Consider the following 25,980-nt stretch of genomic DNA (forward strand, 5'->3'; position numbering starts at 1 on the left):
AGCAGCTTGGCATAAAACACCATCCCGGCACGCCCCGTGCGTGCCGGGATAATTCTGTCACGTAACAGGCAGGCGCAGCGTCGCCACCAGCCCCGCGATCCGGCCTGCCTCCACGCGATTGGCGAGTACCAGCGATCCGCCGTGCTGGTCGGCGATGGCCCGTGCCAGCGTCAGGCCCAACCCGGTGCCGCCGGTCGCGGTGTTGCGCGAGGCTTCGAGGCGCGTGAACGGCTCCATCATCCGGGCGATCTCGCCTTCGGGAATCCCCGGCCCGTCATCCTCGATCCGCAACACGGCCTCGTTGCCCTCGCGCACCAGCGATACCCGTGCGCGCTGACCATAGCGCAGCGCGTTGGACACCAGGTTGCGCATCGCGCGGCGCAGCCACGTCGCCCGCACCGGCAGCACGATGCGCGCGGTATCGCCCAGCGTCACATCCTCGCCCATGTCCTCGAACTCGTCGGCCACATCGGCGACGAGCGCCGACAGCTCGGTCATTTCCAGCGGATCAGACGGACGGCCTACCCGCGCCAGCGAGAGAATGTCATCGAGCGAGCGGTTGATGTCCTCGATCACCTTGGCCATCCGGCCGCGCTCGGCGTCGTCCTCCACCGCCTCGATCCGCACGCGCAGCGCAGCCAGCGGCGTTTTCAGATCGTGCCCGATCGCGCCCAGCATCACGTCCTTTTCGTCGAGCAGCCCGGCGATGCGTGCTTCCATCGCGTTGTGAGCCTCGATCAGGCGGCGGATATCTTCCGGCCCGCCGGGAACGAGCTGGCCATCGATGCTGCGGTCGCGCGCGAAGTCCTCCACCCGCCGCGTCAGCGCCTTGAGCGGCTGCGCGATGCGGCGCAGGATCAGCGCCACCGCGCCGATCAGCACGAGATAGAGCAGCACGGTCTGCCACAGCAACGAGATCAGCAACTGCCGCTCGCCCGCAGGCGTCAGGACGCGCGCGGACAGCCACGTGCCGTCGGAGCGCTTGAACGAGGCGATCACCAGGCGCGGCGGCGGTTCACCATTGCTGAAGGCGGCGAAGCGGTGGCGTTGCTGTTCCCACCATTCGGCAATCACGCTGTCCTGATGGGGATCGCGTTCGAGCACGACCACTTGCGACACCGCGACGCCCTGGTTTTCCAGCACTTCGGTCAGATTCTTCTCGGCCGCGGCGATGCGCCGGTCGCCGGGCTGTTCGGGGCTGGCGTTATCCACGCGCACGCGCAAGGGGCGTGGCAGCCGGTAGCCGTCATCGGGCGGCGGCGGACGACGCCGGAAGCCGGGCGCCCCCGGAGGGCCGCCTTCGCGCGCTTCCGGCCCGCGATCGCGCCGCATTCCGCCCCGTTCGCCGCCCTCCGCGCCATAGAGCGGAGGGCCCAGCAGACGGAAGGCGGCGGAGTTCACCAGCGCCCCCACGTGCCGTTCATGCTGCGCGCGCCAGATAAGCGCCGCCGAAAGACTCTGCGCGATCAGCAGGGCGATGGCGATGGCGAACAGCATCTGCCCCTGCAGGCTGCGCGGCCAGGGCACGAAACGGGAAAAGGCGCGGGGCAGGTCTCGAAACAAGCGACTACCCCCGCGACGCGATCTTGCGCACTTCGGTGGCCAGCATGTAGCCACCGCCCCAGACCGTCTGGATCAGTTGCGGATTGCGGCTGTCCACTTCCACCTTGCGGCGCAGGCGGCTGATCTGGTTGTCGACGGCGCGGTCGAACAGGTGTGCCTCGCGCCCCTGCACCATGTCGAGCAGGCGATCGCGATCGAGCACCTGGCGCGGATGGTCGAGGAAGGCCATCAGCAGGCGGAACTCGGCGGACGAAATCGCCACCAGCGCGCCTTCCGGATCGGTCAGCCGCCGCTTGAGCGGATCGAGCTGCCAGCCTTCGAATTCATAGACCACCGCGTCCGCCGGTTCCGCCGCCTGCCGCACCGCGCGCCGCAGCACGCTGCGCACGCGCGCGACCAGTTCGCGCGGATCGAACGGCTTCACCACGTAATCGTCGGCGCCGATTTCCAGCCCGACGATGCGGTCGGTCGCCTCGCCCTTGGCGGTGATGAAGATCACCGGGATCTGCCGCGCCTCGACCAGATGGCGGCACAGCGACAGACCGTCCTCGCCCGGCATCATGATATCGAGCAGCACGATGTCGAAGGCGGCTTCCACCAGCCGGCTGCGCGCCTCGGCGGCGGTGCCGGCTTGCGTCACGGCAAACCCCTGGCGGACGAGATAGTCCGCCAGGGGCTCGCGCAGGGCTGCTTCGTCGTCGACGAGCAGCACCCGGATCGGCGAAGTTTCATTCATGCGCTTCGCCGCTCCCCGTCATTCGCCCGGAGGGGGAGGCGGAGGCATGTCGCCGCCCGGGGCTCCCGGCCCGCCCGGCCCGCGGCCGAAGCGGGCGCGCATCGCATCGCGCGCGGCCTTGCGTTCTTCCTTGCTGATCTTGCCGTCATGGTTGGTATCGACCCTGTCGAAATGCGCCTTCACCGCCGCATCGTACTCGGCCTTGGTCACAACGCCATCCTTGTTGGCATCGGCCATGCGCAACACCATGCCCGGACCGCCCATCATGGCGCCATGCATACCAGGTCCGTCCGGACCGGGGCCACGTCCTTGCGGACCGCCGCGTCCGCCGCGATGCCAGCGGTGGCCTTCCTCGGGACCGGCTCCGGGGCCATCGGCGCGCGGGCCGCGCATGGCGTTGTGATGGGCCAGAAATTCGTCGCGGCTGATCGACCCGTCGTGGTTGGTATCGATCTCGTCGAACTTTTGCATGACCTTGGCGTCGCGATCGGCCTGGTCGAGCTTGCCGTCCTTGTTGACGTCGAGCTTCGCCCACATCTCGTCGGCCTTGGCCTTGGCTTCGGCCCAGGTAACGTCGCCCGCCGGACCTTCGGGGGCAGCGGCATAGAGGGCACCGGCGCCCAGCGCGAGCGCGGCGGCGGAAATGCCCAGAACAATCTTCTTCATCGATCCTGACTCCCGTGTGTTCGGAAAGGGGAGGACGTTGCGAGGCCGCCATGAAGGGGGAGAGAGGGAGGCACCCCTTCAGGGGAGGCTGGCGGCCTTCGCAACGACCATGAGCAGGATATAGGAGGCAGTTGTCGCGCAAATATCCCGGCGCCAGCCCGACATTGTCGTAATTTGTCGCGTTTGAGAAAGACCGTTCATTTGGCGGCAAGCGAAGGCCCCGCCCGGTCCCCTCACCCGTCGTTACCGTGCGCGATGCTCGGTTCCGACGCCCGCCGTGATAAACAGCGCCGATGCCTCGCCCGTGGCATCCGTGGCCACGATATCCGCAGTGTGCCACACGCCCGGCGGATTGATCGCATAGTCACCGGGCGCGAGCCGGACCAGCTCCAGCCGGCCGTCTGGAAATTCCTGATGCAGCACGATTTCGCCCGAGAGGCACAGTACCACCTCGTCGCCCGCCGGGTGCATTTCCCAGCTGTCCCAGCTTTCGGCGAACCGGAACAGGCTGACCAGCCGGCCTTCCTTCCCGTCATCGGCGTGGCGCGCAACATAGCCGGCGTACCACTCCATTCCGGTGAAGGCCGGCTCGGCCACGGCGCGCGCGCCGAGGCCGAGATGGACCGGGCTTTCCGCCAGCCGATGGCCCGCCCGGATCTCCTTCATTCCGGCGCCGCCATGAGGAAAGCATTGAGCTTGTTGCCATCGGGATCGCGGAAATAGGCGGCGTAGAACCCGCCATCGCCGCGCGGCCCCGGCTCGCCTTCGCAGGTGCCTCCGTTGGCCAGCGCGATCGCGTGCAGCCGGACCACCTGTTCCTTGTCCTTCGCCTCGAACGCCACCATGACGCCGTTGCCGACAGAGGCCGCATTGCCGTCGAACGGCTTCGTCAGGCCGATGCCCGCGCCACCGCCGGGTGCGCCCCAGGCGATCGCGCCGTCCCATTCCATCATCCGGCCCACACCCAGTTCGGCTGTCAGCGCATCATAGAACTTCGCGCCGCGTTCCAGGTCATTGGTGCCGAGCGTCACGTATCCGATCATCGAAACTCTCCCTTCAGCGAATCATGATAGATGGAACATAACACGAACAAACCGCCTCTCAAAGCGGTGCGCAGGCCCCTTCAAGCCAGATGCGATCGGCGCCTTCGAGCTGCGGCGAGAGCAGCGCGAGCGTACCCGCGTGGTATGCGTTCCACCACGCCCGCTCGTCGGGCGTCAGCAGGGCGACATCCACCAGGTTCCGGTCGATCGGCACATGCGTCAGCGTCTCGAAGCCATAGAATTCGCCTTCCGCGCCCTCGATTTCGCGCGGCTCAACCAGCACCAGGTTCTCGATGCGGATGCCGTAGGCGCCGGTCTTGTAGTAGCCCGGCTCATTCGACAGGATCATGCCCGGCATCAGCACCTGGCCCGTGCCGGCCTGCCCGCCCGCGGCCTTGGCGATGCGCTGCGGTCCTTCGTGCACCGACAGGAAGCTGCCGACGCCGTGCCCGGTGCCGTGCGCGTAATCCAGCCCCGCCGACCACAGGAACTGGCGGGCGAAGCTGTCGAGCTGGCTGCCGGCCGTGCCCTTGGGAAACACCGCCCGCGCCAGCGCGATATGGCCCTTGAGCACGCGGGTGAAGCGGTCCCGGACCTCGGCCGGCGGCCGCCCCGGACCGACCCATACCGTGCGGGTGATGTCGGTGGTGCCATCGACATACTGCGCGCCCGAATCGACGAGATAGACGCTGTTCGGCTCCAGCGTGCGGTTGGTTTCCTCGCTGACGCGATAGTGGACGACCGCACCGTTCGGCCCTGCGCCGGAAATCGTGTCGAACGACAGATCGCGCAGCAATCCGCCTTCGGCGCGGAACGCTTCGAGCCGATCGGCCGCCGCCAGCTCGGTCACGCCGCCGCGCGGCGCTTCCACCGAGAGCCAGTGCAGGAAGCGCGAAACGGCGGCTCCATCCCGCGCCTGCGCCGCGCGCTGGCCCGCCTTCTCGACCTCGTTCTTGATCGCCTTGGGCAGCACCACCGGATCGGTCAGCGCGATGGTCTTGGCCCCGGCGCGATCGAGCGTGGCGAAGATCGCCGCAACGGCCCGTTCCGGGTCGACCGCCACACGCTTGCCCGCCATCGCTTCCAGCGCGGGCACGAACCCGTCGCGATCATGGATGCGCACCGCGTTGCCCAGGTGCTGGACCAGCGCCGGCGTGACCTTTTCGGGCGCAATGAACAGATCGGCGGTGCCATCGGCGTGCGCCAGCACGAACGACAGCGCCACCGGCGTGCGTTCCACATCCGCGCCCCGGATATTGAGCAGCCAGGCAATCGAATCGAGCGCAGACACGACGACCGCGTCCAGCTTGCGCTCCGCCAGCCATTCGGCCACCGCCGCGCGCTTTTCCGACGCGGACTGGCCGGCGTGGTCATCGGCGTGGACCAGCGCCGGCGCGATCGACGGCGCGGGCCGGTCCGCCCACACCGCGTCGACGGGATTCGAATCGACCGCCACCAGCCGCGCCCCGCGCGAAGAGAGAGCACTCGCCACCGATTCCACCCACGGCCGGCCGTGCAGCCAGGCGTCATAGCCGATCCGCGCGCCTTCCGGCACGTGTTCCCCCAGCCACGCGGCGGGGCTGGTCTGCGGCACCGACTGATAGCTGTAGAGCCGGCCATCGACCTGCTCGCGCACTTGCAGGGTATAGCGCCCGTCGACGAAGATCGCGGCTTCATCCCTGAGCACGACCGCCGTGCCGGCCGAACCGCCGAAGCCGGTCAGCCACGCCAGCCGCTGGGCATAGGCGCCGACATATTCGCTCATGTGCTCGTCGGAAATCGGGATGACGAAGCCATCGAGACCGTCCTGCGCCAGTTGCTTGCGCAGGGCATCGAGGCGAGCTTCGTGAGTGTGCATCAACATGGGATCGTCCTGAATGAAGGCGGCCCGCCTTGCGGGCATCATGGAGGCAACATAGATGCGGGGAATGAGCATTGCCACACCTCCCGTCGCCGCGAAGAAACCGCAGAGCATCACGCACCATGGCATCACGGTCACCGACGATTACGCGTGGCTGCGTGATCCCGGTTATCCCGAAGTCACCGACAAGGCCGTCCTCGCCCATCTCGAAGCCGAAAACGCCTGGTTCGAAAGCCGCATGGCCGATCGCCAGCCGGTGATCGACGCGCTGTTCCGGGAAATGCGCGGGCGCATCAAGGAAGCCGACAAGTCGGTGCCGCAGAAGGATGGCAACTGGCTCTACTGGATCGAATTCGAGGAAGGCGCGGAATACAAAAAATGGTGGCGCCGCCCGGTGGGCGCGGCAGACGATGGCAGCGCCGACGAACTGATTCTCGATGAAGTGACGCTTGCCGAAGGGCTGGACTACTTCCGCCTGGGCGCGATCGCGGTTTCGAACGACGGCACGCGGCTGGCCTGGTCGGTGGACGACAACGGCTCCGAACGCTTCACCGCGCGGATCAAGGTGATCGCCACGGGCGAAGTGCTGCCCGATGAGATTCCCGGCACGCTGTCCGGCCTGATCTGGGTCGCGAACGATATGGGCCTCGTCTATTCGCTCGCCAACGAGAACTGGCGTACCGACAACGCGCGGCTGCACTGGCTGGGCCAGCCGGCCGAAAGCGACGTGGAACTGTACCACGAGGACGACGAGGGCTTCCGCGTCGGCGCCGCGCTTTCCGCCAACGAGAAATGGTTGATCGTCTCGACCGGCGATCACGAGACCGGCGAAACGCGCCTGATCCCCGCCGCCGACCCGCTGGCCCCGCCGATCCTCGTCAAGCCGCGCGCCAAGGGGGTGGAATACGACGTCGATGAGCGTGACGGCGTGCTCTACATCCACACCAACGATACGCACGAGAACTTCCGCCTCGCCACCGCGCCGCTCGCCGATCCGGGCAACTGGACCACGCTGATCGCGGGCAGCGACGATTTCTATCTGACCGGGTTCGAGCTGTTCCGCGATTTCTACGTGGTCGAAGGGCGGGTGCGCGGGCTGGACCGGATCGAAGTGCGCTACTACGACGATCCCGCCAGGATCGAGCCGATCGCGTTCCCGGAAGCGAGCTACGAGGCAAGCCTGGGCGACAATCCCGAATGGGCCATGACGGTGCTGCGCGTCGGCTACGAATCGATGGTCAGCCCGGCGTCGGTCTATGACTACGATGTCGCCACCCGCAGCCTCACCCTGCTCAAGGTGCAGGAAATCCCCTCCGGCTATGACGCCTCGCTCTACGATACCGCGCGGCTGGACATCGCGGCGCGCGATGGCACGGTGGTGCCGGTCAGCGTGGTCTGGCGCAAGGACCGCGCGCCCGGCGGGCCGCTGCATCTGTATGGCTACGGCGCCTATGGCATCGCCATCGGTCCGGGCTTCTCGACCTCGCGCCTCAGCCTCGTCGATCGCGGCTTCGCCTATGCCATCGCGCATATCCGGGGCGGCGACGATCTGGGCCGCGCCTGGTACAAGGCGGGCAAGCTGGAACAGCGCACCAACACCTTCAACGATTTCGTGGACGTGGCGAAGGGCCTGATCGCGCGCGGGTTCACCGAGGCGGGGAAGATCAGCATTTCCGGCGGATCGGCCGGGGGCGAGCTGATGGGCGCGGTGATCAATTCCGATCCCGGCCTGTGGGGCGCGGTGGCGGCGCACGTGCCGTTCGTGGACGTGCTCAACACCATGCTGGACGAAAGCCTGCCGTTGACCCCGGGCGAATGGCCCGAATGGGGCAATCCGATCGAGGACAAGGCCGCGTTCGAACTGATCCTGTCCTATTCGCCCTATGACCAGGTGCAGCGCCAGGCCTATCCGCCGCTGCTGGTGACGGCGGGCCTCAACGATCCGCGCGTGACCTATTGGGAGCCGGCAAAATGGGTGGCGAAGCTGCGCGAGCTGAAGACCGACGGCCACGAACTGCTGCTCAAGACCAACATGGGCGCAGGCCACGGCGGCAAGTCCGGCCGGTTCGAAAGCCTGAAGGAAACCGCGGAGGAGTTCGCCTTCATCCTGTGGCAGCTGGGCGTAGAGGCCTGAGGTCCAGCCCGTGAGCAACCGCCATCGCCTGACCTTCACCGCCGCGCCGCAGCACATCGACGAACTGGGCCACGTCAACAACGCGGTGTGGCTGCAGTGGGTTCAGGACATCGCGGTGGCGCACTGGGAAGCGGTAGCCGCGCCCGCACACCAGGCCGCCTATGTCTGGGTCGTGACCCGGCACGAGATCGATTATCGCGGCAATATCGGCGCGGGCGAAAGCGTGACGGCGGAAACCTTCATTCCCGAAGGCCCCACCGGCGCGCGGTTCGACCGGCGCGTGGACTTCACCAATGCCGCCGGCAAGGTGATCGTCAGCGCGCGCACCACCTGGGCGCTGCTCGACCGCGCCTCGGGCCGCCTGCTGCGCGTGCCGCGCGACGTCGCCGCGCCGTTCCTGCCGGAGGGTGCAAACCCCTGAACCGCATGGGAACCGTGCCCTGATTGCGCTTGCAATCCGGCCCTTGGCACCCCATATCCAACCCATCGCCCATTATCGTCTTGCACGTGGGTGTCTGAGAGACCGTCGCGCTCCCGCATTAGGCCGGAGCATGTCGATGGACCTGAATCATCTTCTTTATCACCACCAGCTCTCGATCATGCGGGCGGCATCGCTGCCCGCTGCTTCCAGGGCCGGCGCCTGCAGGCTGGTGAAGCACTATCAGACACGGATCGACCGGCTGCGCCACCAGATGGGTGTCTCTTCCTATCCCGACTGGTGCGGCGGCGCCGTCCCGGCGGGCGCGGTATCATGAGGGCCACGCGCGGAACGGGCCGCGCTAGTGCCGTTGCGCACGGTAGCAGCGGCATAAGTGACCCCCAGGCCCTCAAGCGGCGTGCCGAAGCATTCAACCTGGCCTTCGTGCTGCTGGGCGGACGCCGCGCGGCCAACGGCTTCCTGGATTCCGTGCATCCGGGCATGATCGACGTTCCCCGCCAGCGCGTCGGCGCGTCGGAGCTAGGCCTGATAGAGGTCGTCCGGGTGCTTCGCCGCCAGGCCTTGCGCGCCGCCCCATTGGAGATTCAACCATGACCAAGACCCCCACGGCGTCCAGAAAGCGTGCGCCCGCAAAATCCTGGACGGAACCGGTCGAAACCAGAGTCACGCGGGCGATGAACCTGAACCTGGCCGAACAGGACGTGATCGACCGGTGCCACCGCGAGGCGATCGCGATCAGCGCCATCGAAACGCTCCTGTCGGGTGGAACGCACCTGGTCTGCGTCACCATCGAAGGAGCCGACGAGGCGCGCCACCTGTTCAGGCAGGACGTCAATCTCGGGCCTGTCCGCCGGGCCTCGTTCCAGCGGGTCGATACACCCCGCTTGCGGTAAGTCCGGCCGCCCCCGGACAAGAGAACGCCCCGGGCTGCCTAGATCGACACCGCCTGCGTCAGCGGCTCGACCGGCTCGCCAGCCAGCAGATCGCGCACCGTGCGGTTGCGGCCGCTGCGCTTGGCTTCATAGAGCAGGCGGTCGCAGTGGGCATAGAGGCTGTCGAACGCCGCCAGGTCGGGGTTGTCGCCATCGTATTCGATCAGCCCCATGCTGGCGGTGACGATGCGGTCCAGCCCGGCCACCTCGGCCGCGACGCGCGCGGTGATCGCCCGGCGCGCGCGTTCGGCGCGTTCAGCGGCGAAGGGCCCCCGCAGCAGCAGCATGAACTCCTCGCCCCCCATGCGGATCGCGTGGGTATCGCGATCCCCGGCGATCGCGCGCGCGGTGGCCTTTAGCACCGCATCGCCCGTCGCATGGCCGTGGGTATCGTTGACGTCCTTGAAGTGATCGAGATCGATCACCGCCATGGTGCGAAAACCGCCTGACAGCAGTTCATCGAACCGACGCTCGATCGACAAGCGGTTGTTGAGCCCGGTCAGCGGATCGCGCCCGACGATGCCTTCCATTTCCTCGGCGCGGGTCATCGCTGAATCGCGCTCCTGCCGCAGCAGGATGAAGCGGCCGACGATGCCCACCGCCGTCACGATCACCTCGATCGCCAGCGCGAAGGAATAGAGCACCGATACATCGGGCGTGGCCGAACCGGGCAGGACATAGGTCACGATGCGCAGCAGGCCCACGCCCATCGCCGGTGTCCAGCCCAGCAGCGGATAGATCACCATCCGGCTGCCCTTGCGCCAGGCGTCGTACAGCGCCAGCGAGACGAGCCCGAGCGGAAACAGCATGTTGAGGTGGACCAGCGTGGTGGACCACACACGCAGGAACGGCGCCTGCGAGGTCGTGATCAGCCCCACCACAGCCACTACCACCGCCGCCTGCCGCATGAAGGCGCGCAGGCGCGGGTCGAGGCATTCCGGCTCCAGGAAATTCGCCGCGAACATCATCGCCGCCGCCGCCATCGCGGCGTAGCAGATGTTGGATATGATCGCTTCGGCCGGATCGTGGATGGTCATGACCAGGTGGATGAAGCCGGTACCGATCGCGGTCTGCGCCAGCATGGCCACCACCATCACGAGATGCCAGACCACGAACCGTTCCGGCAGCACGCTGTAGAACGCCACGTTGAGCAGCAACGGGACCACCAGCATCCCGCAGACGATGCCCAGCGCCGCCACGCGCCACAAGGGCCAGCCGGTGCCTTCGGGCGCGCTGTCCAACCCGGCTTCGGCGAAGATCGCCTTCACCCACGGGCGGTCGATCCGCACGACCACCTCGCGCGTGCGGGCCGTCACGTCGGGAAGCGCCATGCTCATCAGCGGCGCGGCTTCCAGATGGTGCGCCTCGGGCAGTGTGTAATCGATCGTCCGGCGCGCGCCATCGTCATCGATCGCGGTGATCGCGATCTTCTCGAACCGCACCGCATGGGTCACGAAACTGCGCGGCAGTTCGTCCTCGCTCTCGGGCAAGGTGAAGCGCAGGAAGGTGGAATCGGCGGCGATGTCCCAGCCGCCCGGATTGCACGACCAGCGGGCGGCGCGCGCCGCCACGGCGTCATAGCTTTCGCCGATCGCGGCGGCGGCATGGCACAGCCGCGCGCCCTCGACCGGCGCGGCAAGTGCCACGGCCGGCACAAGCCAGCCCAGCAACGCTGCCAGCAGCACAAGGATCTTGCGGCCCGGGACCATCCCCGAAGCCTAAGCCCATGACGTTATAAGGGCGTTAACTCAGTGAAGAATTTCGGCGGAAGACACGAATTCGTAACCCAGTTCGCGCGCCACGGCCTCGAACGTGACCTTGCCGGCATGGACGTTCAGCCCGGCGGCAAGGTGGGGATCGGCGCGCAGCGCCGCGCGCCAGCCCAGATCGGCGATGCGCAGCGCATGGGGCAGGGTCACGTTGTTCAGCGCATAGGTGCTGGTCCGCGCCACCGCGCCAGGCATGTTGGCCACGCAATAGTGGACGATGCCATCGACCAGATAGGTCGGCTCGGCATGGGTCGTGGCATGGCTGGTCTCGAAGCAACCGCCCTGGTCGATCGCCACGTCCACCAGCACCGCGCCGGGCTTCATTGTGCCGAGCATGGCGCGCGTCACCAGCTTGGGCGCAGCCGCGCCGGGGATCAGCACCGCGCCGATCACGAGGTCGGCCTCGGCCACGCTCTCGGCAAGGTTGGCCGTGTTGGAAAAGCGGGTCTTGGCCCGGCTTTCGAAATGGATGCCCAGCCGTTCGAGCACTTCGGGATCGCGATCGAGAATGGTCACGTCCGCGCCCAGCCCCACCGCCATCTGCGCCGCGTTGAAGCCGACCACGCCGCCGCCGATCACCGCGACCTTGCCCGGCATCACCCCCGGCACGCCGCCCAGCAGCACACCGCGCCCGCCATGCGCCTTTTCCAGCGCGGTGGCGCCGGCCTGGATCGACATGCGCCCGGCCACCTGGCTCATCGGCTTGAGCAGCGGCAGCGTGTTGCCGGCGCCGGTCACCGTCTCGTAGGCGATCGCGGTCACGCCCGAGCGCACGAGATCGGCGGTCTGTTCGGGATCGGGGGCAAGGTGCAGATAGGTGTAGAGGATCTGGCCTTCGCGCAGCATCGCGCGTTCGATCGCCTGCGGTTCCTTTACCTTCACGATCATTTCGCAGCCGTCGAACACCGCGCGGGCATCGGGCTGGATCACCGCGCCGGCCGCCTCGTAGTCGCGGTCGGTGGCGCCGATGCCCAGGCCCGCGCCCTGTTCCACCCACACCTCATGGCCATGGGCGGCAAGTTCGCGCACGCTCTCGGGCGTCAGGCCGACACGGTATTCATGATTCTTGATTTCGCGGACGGTACCTACGCGCATCGGAGTTCTCCCGCAGGGTCGAAAGTCCTGCAAAGACTACGCCGGAATGCGTAGAAAGTTTCACCAGAATGTATCTTCCGAACCATTCGCGATAATGATATTTCCCGATTTATAACCCTTGCGCGGGAAATTTTCGCATGGATCGAGCGGACGTCGCCTTGATTGAAGCGCTGCAGCGCGATTCGTCGCGATCCATCGCGGAGCTTGCGGAGGTGACCGCGCTTTCGCCTTCCGCCTGTCATAGGCGCATTCACGCGCTGCAGGCGCAGGGGATCATCGCCGGCTACAGCGCGCGCATCGATCCGGCCCGGCTGGGACTGACCATGCTCGTCTTCGTCGAGATCACGCTGACCAGCCAGAGCCGCGAGGCGATGGACCGCTTCGAACGGGCGGTGGGCGATTTCGACGACATTCTGGAATGCCACCTGATGTCGGGATCGGCCGATTACCTGCTGCGCGTCGCCGCCGCCGATCTCGCCCAGTACGACCGCATCCATCGCGATTGCCTGGCCCGGCTGCCCGGCGTTTCCGCGATGCGGTCCAGCTTTTCGCTGCGGCAGATCAAGCGCTTTGCGGGCTATCCGGTTCCGCATCGCTGACATCGGCCGGCGGCGAGACCTTGCGGCCCCGCTTCTTGCGGCCGCTGTCGACCAGCACCAGCGAGCTGCCCGGCTCGTTCATCCCGTGTTCTTCGCGCAACTGCAGCTTGAACGCATCGACCGCCGCTTCATCGGGCAGATGCGCCACCGGATAGCGGGCGACGATATAGTCGTCCTCGCGATCCAGCACGGTGATGAAGCGCGCCGCGCTTTCCGCCAGCCGCGTGACGTTGAAGCCACCGGCCAGGAACCAGTTCAGGCGGTTCCAGCTGGTGATCGGCCGATAGCAATGCCGGCACAGGCTGCTGACCGAACCGTCGGGCTCGCGATGACGCTTGCGTTCGGGTTGGTGAACGCGGGTGAACCAGCACTGGGTCAGAGCTTCCATGACAACCACTCGCCTTTCGACGACGTGCGTTATCCCTTGCGACCGCCCCCCAACGACCAACGGACTTCGCCGCACTGATAGGGGTTAATACGCGGAAACCTTTAAGACTCGCTTAAGTGCGGGCAGTCGCGGTCAGACCCCGGCGCCAATACCGGGAACTTGATAACGTCGTCATTGCGAGCGTTAGCGAAGCAATCCAGGGTGTCGGGTGCGGCTCTGGATTGCCACGGGGCTTCGCCCCTCGCAATGACGATGGCGGAAAATAAAGGCCGGTCCTAAAGCGGGTTGCCGTCGCGATCGCGGTATATCTCGCGCCGGCCGACATGGTTGGCGGGGCCGACCAGACCGTCGGCTTCCATCCGCTCGATCCATTTCGAAGCGGTGTTGTAGCCCACGCCCATCTGGCGCTGGATCCAGCTGGCCGAAGCCTTCTGGCTTTCGAACACCAGCTGGCAGACCTGCCGGTACTTGCGGTCTTCCGGATTGTCGGACGCGGCATCGATGTCGTCGAAGCCGAAGCCGCCGTCTTCCGGTTCCTCGGTGACCGAATCGACGTATTCGGGCGATCCCTGGGCGCGCCAGTGGTCGGCCACGCGTTCCACTTCCTCGTCCGAGACGAACGGGCCGTGGACGCGTTTGATCGGGTCGGTGTTGGGCTTGTAGAGCATGTCGCCCTTGCCCAGCAGCTGCTCGGCGCCCTGTTCGCCCAGGATGGTGCGGCTGTCGATGCGGCTGGTGACGGCGAAGCTGATGCGCGTGGGCAGGTTGGCCTTGATGACGCCAGTGATGACGTCCACCGACGGGCGCTGCGTCGCCATGATCAGGTGGATACCCGCCGCGCGGCTCTTCTGCGAAAGCCGCTGGATCAGCACTTCGATTTCCTTGCCGACGGTGACCATCAGGTCGGCCAGTTCGTCGACGATGACCACGATCTGCGGCAGCGTCTTGTAGTCGAGCTGCTGTTCCTCGAACAGTTCCTCGCCGGTATCGGGATCAAAGCCCACCTGGATTCGCCGGCCCAGCGGCTTGCCCTTGGCTTCGGCGGTGCGGACCTTCTCGTTGAAGCCGGTCAGGTTGCGCACGCCCACCGAGGACATCATGCGGTAGCGCCGCTCCATTTCCTCCACCGCCCATTTCAGCGCGCGCACGGCCTTGGCCGGCTCGGTCACCACGGGCGAGAGCAGGTGCGGAATGTCGTCGTAGCTCTTGAGTTCGAGCACCTTGGGATCGACGAGGATCAGGCGGCACTGCTGCGGCGTGAGCCGGTAGAGCAGCGAGAGCAGGATGCAGTTGAGGCCGACCGACTTGCCCGAGCCGGTGGTGCCGGCGACCAGCAGGTGCGGCATGGTGGCCAGATCGGCCACCACCGGTTCCCCCGCGATGTCCTTGCCCAGGATGATCGGCAACAGCGCCTTCGCATCGACGAACTTGTCGCAAGCCACGATCTCGCGGAACGAGACCATGTCGCGCACGGCGTTGGGCAGCTCGATGCCCATCACGGTGCGGCCGGGGATCGAGGACACGCGCGCCGAAATCGCGCTCATGTTGCGGGCGATGTCGTCCGCCAGGCCGATCACGCGGCTGGCCTTGATGCCGGGGGCCGGCTCCAGCTCGTACATCGTCACCACCGGCCCGGTGCGGACGGCGGTGATCTCGCCCTTCACGTTGAAATCGTCGAGCACGTTCTCGAGCAGGCGCGCGTTGCGTTCCAGCGCCAGCTTGTCGATTTTCGGCTGCGCACTCGCCGGCGCTTCGACCAGCAGGTCAAGGCCCGGCAGCTCGTATTCCGAGAACAGATCGCCCTGCCGTGCCTTGGCGTTGAAGGTGGCGGGCGCCGTCGCGCGCGATGGATCGGTAATTTCGGTCGGCCGGCGTGGCGCAATCGCGGTTTCGACATCCAGCGGGGTTGATGGCGTAACCGTCGACGCCTCGCGCCGCTCGGCCTTTTCCTTTCTGGAAACGGGCGTCGCAGGGGCATCCGCATCATCCGCCGCTTGCGGCGCGCGCGCCGGCAGCAGACGCGGGAGGCGGAACATGCGTGCCCAGTCGAACGCGAACACCCGCCCCGCGATCAGCGCGCCAACGCACAGCGCCACCAGCGCAACGGGAAGAATGATCCAGCCCTCGGCAGGCCCGGCAAGGTGGGCGACGGCGCGCACGGCCGCCGCACCGATCAGGCCGGTAAGGCCGCCCATGCCGGCGGGCAGGCCGAATCGCGGCGCGGTGAAAGCCAGCGCCAGCGTCGTGCCGATCAGCACCATCGCCACCATCAGCAGGCCGGTCGGCCGCAACCAGCCCGGATCGGACGTGGGGTCTTCGTCCTCGTCCGCGTCGATCAGGTCGCCGGCCGCTTCCCACAGTCGGCGCGCAAACACGAACAACAGCGGCAGCAGCAGCACCGAAGCGGCGCCGAACAGCATCAGCACGCGCTCCGCCGCCCAGGCGCCGGGCAGCCCCATCCAGTTTTCGACCGGCCCGCCGGCTGCGGTGCTGCCCGAAGGGTCGGTCTGCGTGTAGCTTGCCAGCGCCAGCGCCAGGAACAGCATCAGCGCGAACAGCGCGGTGCCGCCGATCAGTTCCAGGCTGCGACGCAGGCTGCGGCGCAGAACCGCGCGCCAATCCGCGCCCGCCCTTCCTGGAATGATTGCACGAGATGCCATGATGACCCTTGTCCCTTTCGCCCCATCATGCGCCGGAAGGGGAGTCACCGTCAAGAATCCAAGGGAATCCAGCGAGTCCCACGATCACGAAAGGCCGTCGATGGCGGCCCAGCCGTGGCTGCGCAAACGCCGCGCCCGCCGCCGGTTCATCCCGCCAAGCGCGATCACCGGCACGGCCGACAGCGCCGCGAGCAAGCGGAACCGGACCGGTCCCAGCACGCGCGCGCCGGGGTGGCTGCGCGTCGCGAACACGGGAGAGAGCAAGACCGCATCCGCCCCGGCGCGGGCCGCATCGCGCAGTTCCGCCAGATCATGCGCGGTCGCCAGCCGCAGGCCGCTGGTGCGCCGGCCCAGCCGCGCCGACGCGCCATAGACCCCGTCCGCGCCCCATGCCCGCGCCTCCACCGCCGCGCCCGAGAGGAGAATGGAGTGGCCGTGCCGCCGGCAAAGCCGCCGCAACGCCCCGAATCGCACCCGGCGCGCGGCCGGTGCAAGGTGGTAGTGCCGGAACACCAGCCCGCTTCCGCGTGGCAGGCGGCCCAGCGCGCGTTCCAGCGTGGCATCGTTGCGCGCATCGCTGAGGAGGAGGATCCGGGGGACGGGGTAGCGCTTCGCCATGCGCGCGCTATAGCACCGCGCCATGAGCCAGCCAGCCACTCCGCTTGAAGACATCCGCGCCCGCATCGCCCAGGCCGAACGAATCGCCGGGCGCCCAGCGGGCGGGGTCACGCTCGTCGCCATTTCCAAGACCAAGCCGGCCGAGGCGATCCTGCCGCTGATCGCGCAGGGACAGACCGTGTTCGGCGAAAACCGGGTGCAGGAAGCGCAGGCCAAGTGGCCCGCGCTCCGCGAGGCGCATCCCGCAATCGCGCTGCATCTTGTGGGCCAGCTTCAGTCGAACAAGGCCGAGGACGCGGTGCGGCTGTTCGACTGCATCCATTCGCTCGACCGGCCAAGCCTCGTCTCCGCGCTGGCCCGGGCGATGGACAAGGTCGGCCGGCGGCTGCCCTGCTTCGTGCAGGTCAACATCGGGGAAGAGGAACAGAAGGGCGGATGCGCGATCGCGGACCTGCCGGCGCTGCTGACGGAGGCACGGGCCGCCGATCTGCCACTGGCGGGGCTGATGTGCGTGCCGCCGGCCGGGATCGAGCCCGCGCCGTTCTTCGCGCTGCTCGACAAACTGGCGGACGACAACGGCCTTCCCGGCCGCTCGATGGGCATGAGCGACGATTTCGAGACCGCGATTATGCTGGGCGCGACGCACGTGCGCATCGGGAGCGCGCTGTTCGGCGCGCGATAGGGCGGCCCTCCCCGCGTGGGCGGGAAGGGCCGGCCGGTTACTTGACCTGCTTGACCGTCTTCTTCTCGGGCGCGACCGAGATGCGCAGCGTTTCGCCGTTGTGGCCGGGGAAATCGGTGAACATCGCTTCGACCAGGTTCGGCACCAGATAGGGCAGACGGTTCGATTGCGAGGCCGCCTCGGCCTTGCCCTCGAACAGGCGCTTGCCATCGGCGCGGCTGTCGATCTTGAGGTCGATCCCGCTGGTATAGACGGTCACCACATCGACCGAGTTGTAGCCGCCGCCCCAGAAGAACGGATCGTACCAGCCGTAACCCCAGCCGCGACGACCATAGAAACCGCCGCCACCGTAAAAGCCGCCACGGCCCCAGAAGCCCGGGCCATAGCCGCCGTACCACGGCCCCCAGAACGGATCCGGGCCGACGCCGGTGGTGCGCACGCGATCGCGCCCCTGGTCGACGCCATAGTCGAAGTGGACGATCAGGTCGGCATTGTCGGGGCTGGCGGCAGGCACGTAGCCCACCTTCTGCAACTGCGCCGCGACCAGCGAGGCGTATTGCGAAAACTCCAGACCGCCCTGGTTGCGCGGGTTTTCGGCAACGATCGCGAACGTCTGTCCGGCCGGGGCGGGCAACTGGCTCTGGAAACGGGAGACCTTGGCGTCAAAGGTCGATGCGCAGCCTCCCAGACTGGCGAGAAGCAGCGGCACGGCAACCAAGGCAAGTCCGCGATTCCGCTTGGTATTCTTGTTCATTCAACGCGACTCCTGTGAGCGGCCCGGCTGCCCCGGTTCAGGCGGACGCACCTGTCTTAGCACGACATCCCGATAGCCGGGAGGTGCTGAATGCGCGTTGAATGGCGCCGAAACATTTCGTGACCGGCGGGAAACTTATGGTCCGAACCGGGGGCTGTTCCACCACGGGACAGCCCCCGGTCCGCACCCGTCAGCGTACCAGCCCCAACGCCGCGTAAGCCGCGTCCAGCGTCGGCACCGCCAGCGCCCGCGCCTTTTCCGCGCCCTTGCGCAGGACGGCGTCGAGCACCGCGCGATCCTCGCGCAGTTCGCGGTAGCGGGCCGCCATCGGCGCCAGCTTATCGACCAGCAGTTCGCCCAGCGCCGGCTTGAACGCGCCGAAGCCCTGCCCCGCGAAATCGCGCAGGACATCGGCGGCAGTGACGCCGGCCATCGTCGCGTAGATGCCCACGAGGTTCGCCGCCTCGGCGCGCCCGGCCAGCCCTTCGACCTCGCCGGGCAGCGGTTCCGGGTCGGTCCGGGCCTTCTTCACCTTCTGCATGATCGCGTCGGCGTCATCGGTCAGATTGATGCGGCTCATGTCCGAAGGATCGGACTTGGACATCTTGGCCGAACCATCGCGCAGGCTCATAATCCGCGCCGCTTCGGGCGGGATGATCGGTTCGGGCAGGGTGAACACCGGCGCTTCTTCCGATGCGAAGTCGTTGTTGAACTTCTGCGCCACGTCGCGCGCCAGTTCGAGGTGCTGCTTCTGGTCTTCGCCCACGGGGACGTGAGTCGCCTGGTAGAGCAGCACGTCCGCCGCCTGCAGCACCGGATAGGTGAACAGCGCCACCGATGCGCCTTCGCGGTTCTTGCCGGCCTTGTCCTTCCACTGCGTCATGCGGTTCAGCCAGCCCATGCGCGCGGTGCCGTTCAGCAGCCATTGCAGTTCGGCATGCTGGGGCACCTGCGCCTGGTTGAACAGGATCGACCGGTCCGGATCGATCCCGCAGGAAACCAGCGCGGCCACCATCTCGCGCGTATTCGAAGCGAGTTCCGCCGGGGTGTGCGGCATGGAAATGGCGTGGAGGTCTGCCAGGAAATAGAGGCAGGTCGCGCCTTTGGCGGTCCATTCGTCCTGCATCCGCACCCAGTTCCGGATCGCACCCAGGTAATTGCCGAGGTGAAGATTGCCCGTGGGCTGGATACCGGAAACGATACGCATGGAACGTGCCTTATGTGGTGCGCCTGCGCCGCAGGAGAAGCCGCAGGTCGTCCTTCGAGAATGCCCCGAGCAGGACGGTGGCGAGCCCATAGACCACGCCGCCCGCCGAAACCAGTGCGGCCAGCGCCAGGCAGCGCACGATCCACGTCCCGTGGACGTAGGGCGTCAGCGCATCCTGCGTCAGCCACAGCACCACGCCCATCGCCAGCGCCGCCAGCGCCAGCCGGGGCGCCCGCCGCCGCAGGCGCGCGTCGGCGGCGAAATGCCCGCGCGCGACCAGCGTGCGATAGAGCAGCCAGACGTTTACGGTGGACGCCAGCGCCGTCGCCAGCGGCGGCCCGATGTGCTTGAGCGGCACGATCAGCAGCAGGTTGCCAACCAGGTTCACCACCATCGACAGCGTGGCATAGCGCACCGGCGTCTTCGTATCCTGTCGGGCATAGAAGCCGGGCGTCAGCACCTTGACCAGGATGTAGCTCGGCAGGCCGATCGAGAAGGCCGCCAGCGCCTGCGCGGTGAAGTGCGTGTCCTGCGCCGTATAGCGGCCATAGCCGAACAGCGCGGCCGCGATCGGCTCGCCGCTGACCACCAGCGCGACCGTAGCCGGCAGCGTCAGCAGCAGCGCCAGCTCCATGCCCCGGTTCTGCGTTTCCATCGCCTCCGCCTCCGCGCCCGCGCCAAGCTGGCGCGAAATGGTGGGCAGCAGCACGGTGCCGAGGCCGATGCCGATCAGCCCCAGCGGCAACTGGTTCAGCCGGTCGGCCATGTAGATATAAGTGACGGACCCGTGGGCCAGCAGCGAGGCGGCCAGCGCGGTCGAGATGACGAGGTTGATCTGCACCGCGCCCGCACCGGCGGCGGCTGGCCAGATCAGCGCCATCAGCCGTTTCACGTCCGGATTGAGCCGCGGCAGGCGCAACCGCAGGCTGACGCCGTTCTGGCGGCAGGCCCACGCGAGCCACAGCAGCTGGAGCAGGCCCGAAACCGAAACCGCGATCGCCTGGTTGCGCGCGGTCACCAGCGGATCGTGCGAATGGAACAGCAGCAGCGCGGCGATCAGCGTCAGGTTCAGCAGGATCGGCGCGGCGGCGTTGACCCAGAACTTGTGCAGCGAATTGAGAATGCCGCCGAACAAAGACACCAGGCTTATCAGCATCAGGTAGGGAATCGTGATCCGCGAAAGCTGCACCGCGAAGGCGAACTGATCGGGACTAACCCCGTTGAACCTGCCCGAAAGCAGGAACGTGACCGGCCAGGCGAACACTTCGAGCAGCACGGTCATCGCCAGCAGCACGGGCAGCAGCACCGCCAGCGCCTGTTCGGCGAAATGCAGCCCGTCCGGCAGCCCCCGCCCTTCCGGATCGCCAACCTTCTGGTTGAACATCGGGATGAACGCCGAGGCGAAGGCGCCTTCCGCGAACAGCGCGCGGAACATGTTGGGCAGGCGGAACGCGACCAGAAACGCGTCCGACGCGAAGCTGGCGCCGATATAGCGCGCGAACAGGCTGTCGCGCACCAGCCCGAGCACGCGGCTGGCGAGCGTGAGCCCGCCGATGGTGCCGGTGGCCTTGAGGAGGTTCATGGCCTTGTCATGGCCGCTTCAGGGCTCCGCCCGACCGACCGGCACGCGCCGGATCAGGCGTTGCCGACCGGATCGCCCGCGCCGGCTTCCTCGGCCTGGCGCTGCGAAAGCTGCTGGAGATAGAGCCCGTTGAAGTCGATCGGCTCCAGCATCAGCGGCGGATAGCCGGCATCGCGCACGGCATCGGCGATGATGCGGCGGGCGAAGGGGAACAGGATGCGCGGGCCTTCCGCGTACAGGAACGGATGCGCCTGATCGTCGGGCACGTTGCGCATGCCGATCAGGCCGCCATAGGACAGTTCCACCAGGAACGCGGTGCCCTGCGCGCCCTTGGACGTCACGTTGATCTTCAGTTCGATCTCATGGACGTCCTGCGCGATGCTGCGCGCGCCGATGTTGAATTCGATCTGGATATCCGGCGCGTCCGTCCACTGGTAGCTTTCCGGCGCGTTCGGATTTTCGACCGAAAGATCCTTCACGTATTGCGAGATCAGCCCGATCGCCGGCGCGGTATCCTCGCCGTTCGGGGCCGGCTGGCCGAGGTTCAGATCGCTGATGATATTGCCTTCGTCGGCCATGTCCGTGCTTTCCTGCAAGAATTGCGGTTCTTTCCGGCGGGCGCGTAGCATCATGGCGCTGGCGCGGCAATCCGGGCCAGGACAGGGACGTTGCGAACCGCACGAAAGCGGCGTTGCAGGCGTGTGACACCTCTTTCACGAAAACGGCCGCGTGACGGAAACGGCTGGTCGTCCATATGTTGTTCATTTGTAATTCGTACCTATTTGAGGCACGATGAACCGGTGTCGGGGAGATATGGCTCCCGGCGCCCGCTTCTTGGGACAATGAGTGTGGTTGTTGAAATTGTCATTCTGGCGATGATCGCGGCTTTCCTCGGCCTCCGGCTCTATTCGGTGCTGGGGCGCCGTCCGGAACAGAACGAGGAACCGCTGCGCCGCCGTGTGGAACAGCCTGATCCGTCCAGCGCGCCGCGCACGCTGGCGCCCAAGCTGCCGGAAAAGGCGCCGGTCGCCCTCCGCCCGCAGACCGCACAACCCGTTGAGTTCACAGGATTCGACCAATCGGCAGAGGCCGGCATTCGGGCCATCATCGGCGCCGACCGCCGGTTCGATGTCGGCCTTTTCCTGGTGGGTGCGCGCGGCGCTTATGGCATGGTGCTGGAAGCGTTCTGGCGCGGCGACAAGGAAGCGCTCGGCCAGTTGTGCGACCGCGATGTCTACGAAGGCTTCGCCGCTGCGATCGATGCGCGCCTCGCCGCAGGCGAAACGCTCGATTCGCGCCTGATCCGAATCGAGGAAGCGAAGATCGTTTCCGCATCGTTCGACGCGCCGGTTGCCCGCATCACGGTCCGCTTCACTGCGGATATCGCGTCGGTTACCCGCAATGCCGATGGCGTGGTGGTGGCCGGCTCGCTTGATGACGCGATCGAAAGCCGCGACCTGTGGACGTTCTCGCGCGATCTGACCTCGCGCGATCCGGACTGGCTGCTCGACGAAACCGACGAGGGGTAATTTCCCATGCTGCGGCGCCGCACGGCGGGCCTGCTTCTGGCACTGGCCCTGCTGAGCGGGTGCGTGCGGCTGATCCCGGGAACCACGCCTCCCCCTGTACCGCCCGTCGGCACCACCGCCGCGTCGTCCACCCTCATCCCTGGCCCCCACCCCGGATCGCTGGGCATGGACGCGGGGAGAGCGTCCGACGCGCTCGCGGCCTTCGTCACCAGTTGCCCGCGCCTTGTGGCCCGGGCCGATACCAGCGGCCTCACCCGCCCGCAGGACTGGTCGGACGCCTGCAACGCCGCCCCCGGCTGGCCCGCCGCCGACGCGCGGCGCTTTTTTGCCACGTTCTTCGAGACCGCGAAGATCGCCGACGGATCGGCGTTCGTCACCGGCTATTACGAACCGGAAATCGCCGGGGTGCGCACGCGTCAGCCGGGATTCGACGTTCCCGTCTATAGCCTGCCGCCGGACCTTGTCCGCGCAAAGCCCGGCGATGCTCCGCCCCTGCCCGACGGGCTGCAGCCCAAGGGCCGCTATGACGAGAGCGGGCGGTTCGTGCCCTATTACAGCCGCGCCGAAATCGAGGACGGCGCGCTCGCCGGCAGGGGACTGGAACTGGCCTGGGCGGCCGACCCGATCGCGTTCTTCTTCCTTCAGATTCAAGGATCGGGGCGGCTGCGCGCGCCCGATGGCTCCGTCATCCGGCTGGGTTATGCCGGACAGAACGGGCTGGACTACACCGGGATCGGATCTCTGATGCGCGATCGCGGCCTGATCGGAACCGGACCGGGCCGGTACCCCGGATCAATGCAGGGCATCGTCCAGTACCTGCGCGATCATCCCGCCGAAGGCCATGCGCTGATGCGCCAGAACGCGAGCTGGATCTTCTTCCGCGAACTCACCGGCCCCGGCCCGGTCGGCGCGCTGTCCGTGCCGATCAGCGGCAGGACCACGCTCGCCGCCGATCCGGCCTTCGTCCCGCTGGGCGCGCCGGTGTGGCTCCGCACCGACCGGCCGGAAACCAACGGCCTGTGGGTGGCGCAGGATACTGGCGGCGCGATCCGGGGCGCCAACCGCTTCGACAGCTTCTGGGGTGCCGGCGCGGACGCCGCGACCATCGCCGGCGGGATGAGCGCGCATGGCGAAGCGCTGCTGCTGCTGCCACGCGGCACGCTGGAGCGGCTGGGGCGCCGATGAAACCGCCGCGCGGCCTGTCGCCCGAAGAAGCGGCGCTCTGGCGCAAGGTGGCCGAAACGGTCACGCCGCTGCATCCTGCCCGGCGCGCGCCACTGCCATCGCCGGACGCGGCGGACACGCCCGTTTCCGCGCCGCCCGCACCGGTCCGGAAGGCGAAAGGCCGTGTGCCACCGCCCCGGCCCGTTCCGGCTCCGGCACCGGCAGCCGCTCCCCCGCCGCCGACCCGCAACGGGCTCGATTCGAGCTGGGATCGCAAGCTGGCGCGCGGCACGATCGATCCGGACGTGACGATCGACCTGCACGGCATGGGGCTGGACGCGGCGCATGGCCGTCTCGTCAACGGCGTGGGGCAGGCACTGGCGATGGGCGCGCGCGTGATCCTGCTGGTCGCGGGCAAGCACCGGCCGCGCGACGACCATGGCTTCCACAGCACCGACGGACGCGGCGAACGGCGCGGGGCGATCCGCGCCAAGCTGCTCGACTGGCTGGCGGCCAGCCCCTATGCCGAAAGGATCGCCGCCGTCCGCCCCGCGCAACAGCGCCACGGCGGCAGCGGCGCGGTCTACATCGTCCTGCGCCGCGCGCGGTAAGGCCGTGGCCAGTCAGGTTCGGTAGTCAGGCCAGCGCCGCGCGCACCACGCGATCGTAGATGCGGGTCAGCACGGCCAGGTCTTCCATCGCCACCGCCTCGTCCGTCTTGTGCATCGTCGCGTTGCACAGGCCGAATTCGATCACCGGACAAACCGCGCGCAGGAACCGCGCATCCGATGTTCCCCCGCTGGTGGAAAGCTCGGGCGCAAGGCCGGTTTCCGCCGCGATCGCCTCGCTCAGCAGTGCCGAGAACGCGCCGGGCAGCGTGATGAAGCTCTCGCCCGAGATCACCGCATGAACTTCGACGCGGTGCCGTTCACCGATAGCGTTGACCCGGCCGACCAGTTGCTCGCCCGAATGGAGATCGTTGAACCGGATCGAGAGCCGCGCGGTGGCCTGCGCCGGGATGACGTTGGTCGCCGGGTTGCCCACGGTGATGTCGGTGATTTCCAGGTTCGAAGGCTGGAACCAGTCGCTGCCCCGATCCAGCTCCAGCGCGTCCAGCTCGGCCAGCATCGCCACCAGGCGCGGGCAGGGATTGTCGGCGAGATGGGGATAGGCGACATGGCCTTGCGCCCCGCGCGCCGTCAGCCACAGGTTGACCGATCCGCGCCGGCCGATCTTCACCGTATCGCCCAACCGGTGGACCGAGGTCGGTTCGCCCACCAGGCACAGATCGGGCTGGGCGCCCACGGTGTTCATGTGTTCGATCAGGGCCACGGTGCCAAAGCGGGCCGGGCCTTCCTCGTCCCCGGTGATGATGAAGCTGATCGTGCCGGCCTCGGCCGGAATGGCGGATACCGCCGCCACCATCGCCGCGATCGAGCCTTTCATGTCCACCGCGCCGCGCCCGTACAGCAGATCGCCGCGCCGTTCCGCCACGAAAGGCGCGCTGCTCCAGCCCTCGCCCGGCGGCACTACGTCGACATGGCCCGCAAACGCGAAGTGGCGGCTGCCCTGCGGCCCCTGGCGGATCGCGAAAAGGTTTTCCACCGGCCCGTCCGGCGGATCGCCAGCGATGAAGCGGTGCACCGCGAACCCCAGCGGTTCGAGCATCGCCTGAAGTGCATCGAACACCAGCCCGGCGGCCGGCGTGACGCTGGGGCATTCGATCAGGCGTTCGGCGAGAAGGACGGGATCGGTGGTCATCGACGCGGCCTTACGCGATGCCCGCGCGCTTGGCGAGCCGGGAACCATCCGCAATCACGCGGCGGCGGAAGGCCCGTCGAACTGTTCGATCGTCCATTCCTCCTCGCTGGCGGCGGCCACCCAGGCCCGCACCCATTCGTGATCCCAGATCGCCTGCATATAGGCCACGGCGAAGCCGGGCACCGGCACGCCATAGCTGAGGAAGCGCGAGACGACCGGCGCGTAGATGATGTCAGGCGCGCTGAACGTGCCGAACAGGAACGGCCCCCCCTTGCCAAAACGCGCCCGCGCTTCGGCCCACAGGGTGAGGATGCGCACGATGTCCGCCCGCACCTCGTCGGTCACGGCCACACCCTGCATCCGCTTGCGGATGTTCATCGGCAGTTGGCGGCGCAGCGGCAGGTAGCTGGAATGCATTTCGGCGACCATCGACCGCGCCATGGCCCGCGCATCGTCCGCGCGGGGCCAGAACCGTTCGCGCCCCACCTTGTCGGCCAGGTATTCGATGATGGCCAGGCTGTCCCACACGACCGCGCCATCCGGCCCGTCACCGTCCCACAGGATCGGCACCTTGCCCGACGAGGGCGCGAGATCCTCGGCCTTGCGGGCCTCGTCCCAGTCCTCGCCATAGAGCGGTACCGTGATTTCCTCGAACGCCAGGCCCGATTGCTTGCAGGCCAGCCAGCCCCGCAGCGACCAGCTCGAATAGTTCTTGTTCCCGATGATGAGCTTCATGGCCGCCCTTTCGCACCTGCGGAGGGCGTAACCGTTCATGCTGGGCCTGTCGAGCATGAACGG

General features: G+C 67.5%; 27 protein-coding genes. 10 read left to right on the forward strand and 17 right to left on the reverse strand.

Translation table 11 applies throughout. From position 1 onward, the window contains the following. Positions 1-57 precede the first annotated feature (57 nt). The 6 genes from NMD1_RS05835 to NMD1_RS05860 form a co-directional block, all read right to left on the reverse strand. Positions 58-1,563 carry a HAMP domain-containing sensor histidine kinase gene (locus tag NMD1_RS05835; RefSeq protein ID WP_307544198.1) on the reverse strand — a complete coding sequence of 502 codons (1,506 nt, stop codon included), beginning with the start codon at positions 1,561-1,563 and terminating at the stop codon, positions 58-60. Between the two features lie 4 nt (positions 1,564-1,567). After that, positions 1,568-2,299 carry a response regulator gene (locus tag NMD1_RS05840; RefSeq protein WP_124808165.1) on the reverse strand — a complete coding sequence of 244 codons (732 nt, stop codon included), beginning with the start codon at positions 2,297-2,299 and terminating at the stop codon, positions 1,568-1,570. A gap of 18 nt (positions 2,300-2,317) precedes the next feature. Next, positions 2,318-2,965, reverse strand: coding sequence for an EF-hand domain-containing protein (locus NMD1_RS05845; protein ID WP_125954035.1), 648 nt, complete (start codon positions 2,963-2,965; stop codon positions 2,318-2,320). Positions 2,966-3,208: 243 nt separating this feature from the next. Then, positions 3,209-3,631 carry a cupin domain-containing protein gene (locus NMD1_RS05850; protein ID WP_125954036.1) on the reverse strand — a complete coding sequence of 141 codons (423 nt, stop codon included), beginning with the start codon at positions 3,629-3,631 and terminating at the stop codon, positions 3,209-3,211. Continuing rightward, positions 3,628-4,008 (reverse strand): VOC family protein, encoded by a 381-nt coding sequence (locus NMD1_RS05855; RefSeq protein WP_124808162.1) that lies wholly within the window; start codon positions 4,006-4,008, stop codon positions 3,628-3,630. Before NMD1_RS05855 ends, NMD1_RS05850 begins: the two co-directional genes overlap by 4 nt. Positions 4,009-4,066: 58 nt before the next feature. After that, the gene (locus NMD1_RS05860) at positions 4,067-5,866 is read right to left on the reverse strand and encodes an aminopeptidase P family protein (RefSeq protein WP_125954159.1); all 1,800 of its coding nucleotides are present in this window, start codon (positions 5,864-5,866) and stop codon (positions 4,067-4,069) included. A gap of 61 nt (positions 5,867-5,927) precedes the next feature. Between NMD1_RS05860 and NMD1_RS05865 the strand changes: the two genes are divergently transcribed. From NMD1_RS05865 to NMD1_RS05885, 5 genes are all read left to right on the forward strand, one after another. Continuing rightward, positions 5,928-8,003 carry a S9 family peptidase gene (locus tag NMD1_RS05865; protein WP_125954037.1) on the forward strand — a complete coding sequence of 692 codons (2,076 nt, stop codon included), beginning with the start codon at positions 5,928-5,930 and terminating at the stop codon, positions 8,001-8,003. Between the two features lie 10 nt (positions 8,004-8,013). Continuing rightward, positions 8,014-8,424 carry a thioesterase family protein gene (locus NMD1_RS05870; protein ID WP_124808160.1) on the forward strand — a complete coding sequence of 137 codons (411 nt, stop codon included), beginning with the start codon at positions 8,014-8,016 and terminating at the stop codon, positions 8,422-8,424. 136 nt (positions 8,425-8,560) lie between these two features. Beyond that, positions 8,561-8,758, forward strand: coding sequence for a hypothetical protein (locus NMD1_RS05875; RefSeq protein ID WP_125954038.1), 198 nt, complete (start codon positions 8,561-8,563; stop codon positions 8,756-8,758). Further along, positions 8,755-9,036, forward strand: a complete 282-nt coding sequence (locus NMD1_RS05880) for a hypothetical protein (protein ID WP_125954039.1) — start codon at positions 8,755-8,757, stop codon at positions 9,034-9,036. Before NMD1_RS05875 ends, NMD1_RS05880 begins: the two co-directional genes overlap by 4 nt. After that, positions 9,033-9,335: a hypothetical protein gene (locus tag NMD1_RS05885; protein ID WP_233497376.1), complete on the forward strand. Its 303-nt coding sequence runs from the start codon at positions 9,033-9,035 to the stop codon at positions 9,333-9,335. The genes NMD1_RS05880 and NMD1_RS05885 overlap by 4 nt, the downstream gene beginning before the upstream one ends. Positions 9,336-9,373: 38 nt before the next feature. Here the strand turns inward: NMD1_RS05885 and NMD1_RS05890 are convergent, their stop codons facing one another. Further along, positions 9,374-11,083 carry a GGDEF domain-containing protein gene (locus tag NMD1_RS05890; RefSeq protein WP_125954040.1) on the reverse strand — a complete coding sequence of 570 codons (1,710 nt, stop codon included), beginning with the start codon at positions 11,081-11,083 and terminating at the stop codon, positions 9,374-9,376. 39 nt (positions 11,084-11,122) lie between these two features. After that, complete coding sequence (gene ald, locus NMD1_RS05895) at positions 11,123-12,238, reverse strand: alanine dehydrogenase (RefSeq protein WP_125954041.1); 1,116 nt, start codon at positions 12,236-12,238, stop codon at positions 11,123-11,125. 137 nt (positions 12,239-12,375) lie between these two features. Between ald and NMD1_RS05900 the strand changes: the two genes are divergently transcribed. Continuing rightward, positions 12,376-12,837 (forward strand): Lrp/AsnC family transcriptional regulator, encoded by a 462-nt coding sequence (locus tag NMD1_RS05900; protein ID WP_125954042.1) that lies wholly within the window; start codon positions 12,376-12,378, stop codon positions 12,835-12,837. Here NMD1_RS05900 and NMD1_RS05905 read toward each other — a convergent pair. The 3 genes from NMD1_RS05905 to NMD1_RS05915 form a co-directional block, all read right to left on the reverse strand. Beyond that, complete coding sequence (locus NMD1_RS05905) at positions 12,800-13,225, reverse strand: hypothetical protein (RefSeq protein WP_125954043.1); 426 nt, start codon at positions 13,223-13,225, stop codon at positions 12,800-12,802. The genes NMD1_RS05900 and NMD1_RS05905 overlap by 38 nt on opposite strands. A 275-nt stretch (positions 13,226-13,500) precedes the next feature. After that, the gene (locus tag NMD1_RS05910; protein WP_125954044.1) at positions 13,501-15,885 is read right to left on the reverse strand and encodes a DNA translocase FtsK 4TM domain-containing protein; all 2,385 of its coding nucleotides are present in this window, start codon (positions 15,883-15,885) and stop codon (positions 13,501-13,503) included. An 84-nt stretch (positions 15,886-15,969) separates the two neighbouring features. Continuing rightward, entirely contained in the window at positions 15,970-16,503 is a 534-nt protein-coding gene (locus tag NMD1_RS05915; protein WP_125954161.1) for a thiamine phosphate synthase, read from the reverse strand. 22 nt (positions 16,504-16,525) lie between these two features. Between NMD1_RS05915 and NMD1_RS05920 the strand changes: the two genes are divergently transcribed. Beyond that, positions 16,526-17,185, forward strand: a complete 660-nt coding sequence (locus tag NMD1_RS05920) for a YggS family pyridoxal phosphate-dependent enzyme (RefSeq protein WP_125954045.1) — start codon at positions 16,526-16,528, stop codon at positions 17,183-17,185. Positions 17,186-17,222: 37 nt separating this feature from the next. Here the strand turns inward: NMD1_RS05920 and NMD1_RS05925 are convergent, their stop codons facing one another. The 4 genes from NMD1_RS05925 to secB all read right to left on the reverse strand — a co-directional run bounded on the left by NMD1_RS05925 (position 17,223) and on the right by secB (position 21,306). Continuing rightward, entirely contained in the window at positions 17,223-17,939 is a 717-nt protein-coding gene (locus tag NMD1_RS05925) for a DUF4136 domain-containing protein (RefSeq protein ID WP_124808150.1), read from the reverse strand. 190 nt (positions 17,940-18,129) lie between these two features. Next, positions 18,130-19,146, reverse strand: coding sequence for a tryptophan--tRNA ligase (gene trpS, locus NMD1_RS05930; protein WP_125954046.1), 1,017 nt, complete (start codon positions 19,144-19,146; stop codon positions 18,130-18,132). Between the two features lie 10 nt (positions 19,147-19,156). Next, the gene (murJ, locus tag NMD1_RS05935; protein ID WP_125954047.1) at positions 19,157-20,728 is read right to left on the reverse strand and encodes a murein biosynthesis integral membrane protein MurJ; all 1,572 of its coding nucleotides are present in this window, start codon (positions 20,726-20,728) and stop codon (positions 19,157-19,159) included. Positions 20,729-20,781: 53 nt separating this feature from the next. Next, a complete protein-coding gene (gene secB, locus NMD1_RS05940; RefSeq protein ID WP_124808147.1) occupies positions 20,782-21,306 on the reverse strand; it encodes a protein-export chaperone SecB in 525 nt (174 codons plus the stop codon). Between the two features lie 270 nt (positions 21,307-21,576). On the opposite strand from secB, the gene NMD1_RS05945 reads away from it, so the two are divergent. Genes NMD1_RS05945 through NMD1_RS05955 form a run of 3 tightly spaced genes read left to right on the forward strand, consistent with a single transcriptional unit; the run spans position 21,577 to position 24,032 of the window. Continuing rightward, positions 21,577-22,257 carry a Tim44/TimA family putative adaptor protein gene (locus NMD1_RS05945; protein WP_125954048.1) on the forward strand — a complete coding sequence of 227 codons (681 nt, stop codon included), beginning with the start codon at positions 21,577-21,579 and terminating at the stop codon, positions 22,255-22,257. A 6-nt stretch (positions 22,258-22,263) separates the two neighbouring features. Beyond that, positions 22,264-23,442, forward strand: a complete 1,179-nt coding sequence (locus NMD1_RS05950) for a murein transglycosylase A (protein WP_199558071.1) — start codon at positions 22,264-22,266, stop codon at positions 23,440-23,442. Next, positions 23,439-24,032: a Smr/MutS family protein gene (locus tag NMD1_RS05955; RefSeq protein WP_124808145.1), complete on the forward strand. Its 594-nt coding sequence runs from the start codon at positions 23,439-23,441 to the stop codon at positions 24,030-24,032. Before NMD1_RS05950 ends, NMD1_RS05955 begins: the two co-directional genes overlap by 4 nt. 25 nt (positions 24,033-24,057) lie before the next feature. Here the strand turns inward: NMD1_RS05955 and dapE are convergent, their stop codons facing one another. After that, positions 24,058-25,182, reverse strand: coding sequence for a succinyl-diaminopimelate desuccinylase (dapE, locus tag NMD1_RS05960; protein ID WP_125954049.1), 1,125 nt, complete (start codon positions 25,180-25,182; stop codon positions 24,058-24,060). Positions 25,183-25,236: 54 nt separating this feature from the next. Further along, positions 25,237-25,917: a glutathione S-transferase family protein gene (locus NMD1_RS05965; protein ID WP_125954050.1), complete on the reverse strand. Its 681-nt coding sequence runs from the start codon at positions 25,915-25,917 to the stop codon at positions 25,237-25,239. Between the last annotated feature and the right edge of the window lie 63 nt (positions 25,918-25,980).

It is taken from the genome of Novosphingobium sp. MD-1 (assembly GCF_001014975.1).
Lineage (GTDB): Bacteria > Pseudomonadota > Alphaproteobacteria > Sphingomonadales > Sphingomonadaceae > Novosphingobium.

What these genes read in the sequence shown, in the direction of transcription:
- NMD1_RS05855 (WP_124808162.1), bottom strand. Translation starts at nt 4,008, where the DNA reads ATGATCGGATACGTGACGCTCGGCACCAATGACCTGGAACGCGGCGCG.
- dapE (WP_125954049.1), bottom strand. Translation starts at nt 25,182, where the DNA reads ATGACCACCGATCCCGTCCTTCTCGCCGAACGCCTGATCGAATGCCCC.
- trpS (WP_125954046.1), bottom strand. Translation starts at nt 19,146, where the DNA reads ATGCGTATCGTTTCCGGTATCCAGCCCACGGGCAATCTTCACCTCGGC.
- ald (WP_125954041.1), bottom strand. Translation starts at nt 12,238, where the DNA reads ATGCGCGTAGGTACCGTCCGCGAAATCAAGAATCATGAATACCGTGTC.
- secB (WP_124808147.1), bottom strand. Translation starts at nt 21,306, where the DNA reads ATGGCCGACGAAGGCAATATCATCAGCGATCTGAACCTCGGCCAGCCG.
- NMD1_RS05955 (WP_124808145.1), top strand. Translation starts at nt 23,439, where the DNA reads ATGAAACCGCCGCGCGGCCTGTCGCCCGAAGAAGCGGCGCTCTGGCGC.
- NMD1_RS05910 (WP_125954044.1), bottom strand. Translation starts at nt 15,885, where the DNA reads ATGGCATCTCGTGCAATCATTCCAGGAAGGGCGGGCGCGGATTGGCGC.
- NMD1_RS05885 (WP_233497376.1), top strand. Translation starts at nt 9,033, where the DNA reads ATGACCAAGACCCCCACGGCGTCCAGAAAGCGTGCGCCCGCAAAATCC.
- NMD1_RS05850 (WP_125954036.1), bottom strand. Translation starts at nt 3,631, where the DNA reads ATGAAGGAGATCCGGGCGGGCCATCGGCTGGCGGAAAGCCCGGTCCAT.
- NMD1_RS05860 (WP_125954159.1), bottom strand. Translation starts at nt 5,866, where the DNA reads ATGCACACTCACGAAGCTCGCCTCGATGCCCTGCGCAAGCAACTGGCG.
- NMD1_RS05845 (WP_125954035.1), bottom strand. Translation starts at nt 2,965, where the DNA reads ATGAAGAAGATTGTTCTGGGCATTTCCGCCGCCGCGCTCGCGCTGGGC.
- NMD1_RS05925 (WP_124808150.1), bottom strand. Translation starts at nt 17,939, where the DNA reads ATGAACAAGAATACCAAGCGGAATCGCGGACTTGCCTTGGTTGCCGTG.
- murJ (WP_125954047.1), bottom strand. Translation starts at nt 20,728, where the DNA reads ATGAACCTCCTCAAGGCCACCGGCACCATCGGCGGGCTCACGCTCGCC.
- NMD1_RS05890 (WP_125954040.1), bottom strand. Translation starts at nt 11,083, where the DNA reads ATGGTCCCGGGCCGCAAGATCCTTGTGCTGCTGGCAGCGTTGCTGGGC.
- NMD1_RS05965 (WP_125954050.1), bottom strand. Translation starts at nt 25,917, where the DNA reads ATGAAGCTCATCATCGGGAACAAGAACTATTCGAGCTGGTCGCTGCGG.
- NMD1_RS05950 (WP_199558071.1), top strand. Translation starts at nt 22,264, where the DNA reads ATGCTGCGGCGCCGCACGGCGGGCCTGCTTCTGGCACTGGCCCTGCTG.
- NMD1_RS05865 (WP_125954037.1), top strand. Translation starts at nt 5,928, where the DNA reads ATGCGGGGAATGAGCATTGCCACACCTCCCGTCGCCGCGAAGAAACCG.
- NMD1_RS05915 (WP_125954161.1), bottom strand. Translation starts at nt 16,503, where the DNA reads ATGGCGAAGCGCTACCCCGTCCCCCGGATCCTCCTCCTCAGCGATGCG.
- NMD1_RS05875 (WP_125954038.1), top strand. Translation starts at nt 8,561, where the DNA reads ATGGACCTGAATCATCTTCTTTATCACCACCAGCTCTCGATCATGCGG.
- NMD1_RS05900 (WP_125954042.1), top strand. Translation starts at nt 12,376, where the DNA reads ATGGATCGAGCGGACGTCGCCTTGATTGAAGCGCTGCAGCGCGATTCG.
- NMD1_RS05840 (WP_124808165.1), bottom strand. Translation starts at nt 2,299, where the DNA reads ATGAATGAAACTTCGCCGATCCGGGTGCTGCTCGTCGACGACGAAGCA.
- NMD1_RS05905 (WP_125954043.1), bottom strand. Translation starts at nt 13,225, where the DNA reads ATGGAAGCTCTGACCCAGTGCTGGTTCACCCGCGTTCACCAACCCGAA.
- NMD1_RS05880 (WP_125954039.1), top strand. Translation starts at nt 8,755, where the DNA reads ATGAGGGCCACGCGCGGAACGGGCCGCGCTAGTGCCGTTGCGCACGGT.
- NMD1_RS05920 (WP_125954045.1), top strand. Translation starts at nt 16,526, where the DNA reads ATGAGCCAGCCAGCCACTCCGCTTGAAGACATCCGCGCCCGCATCGCC.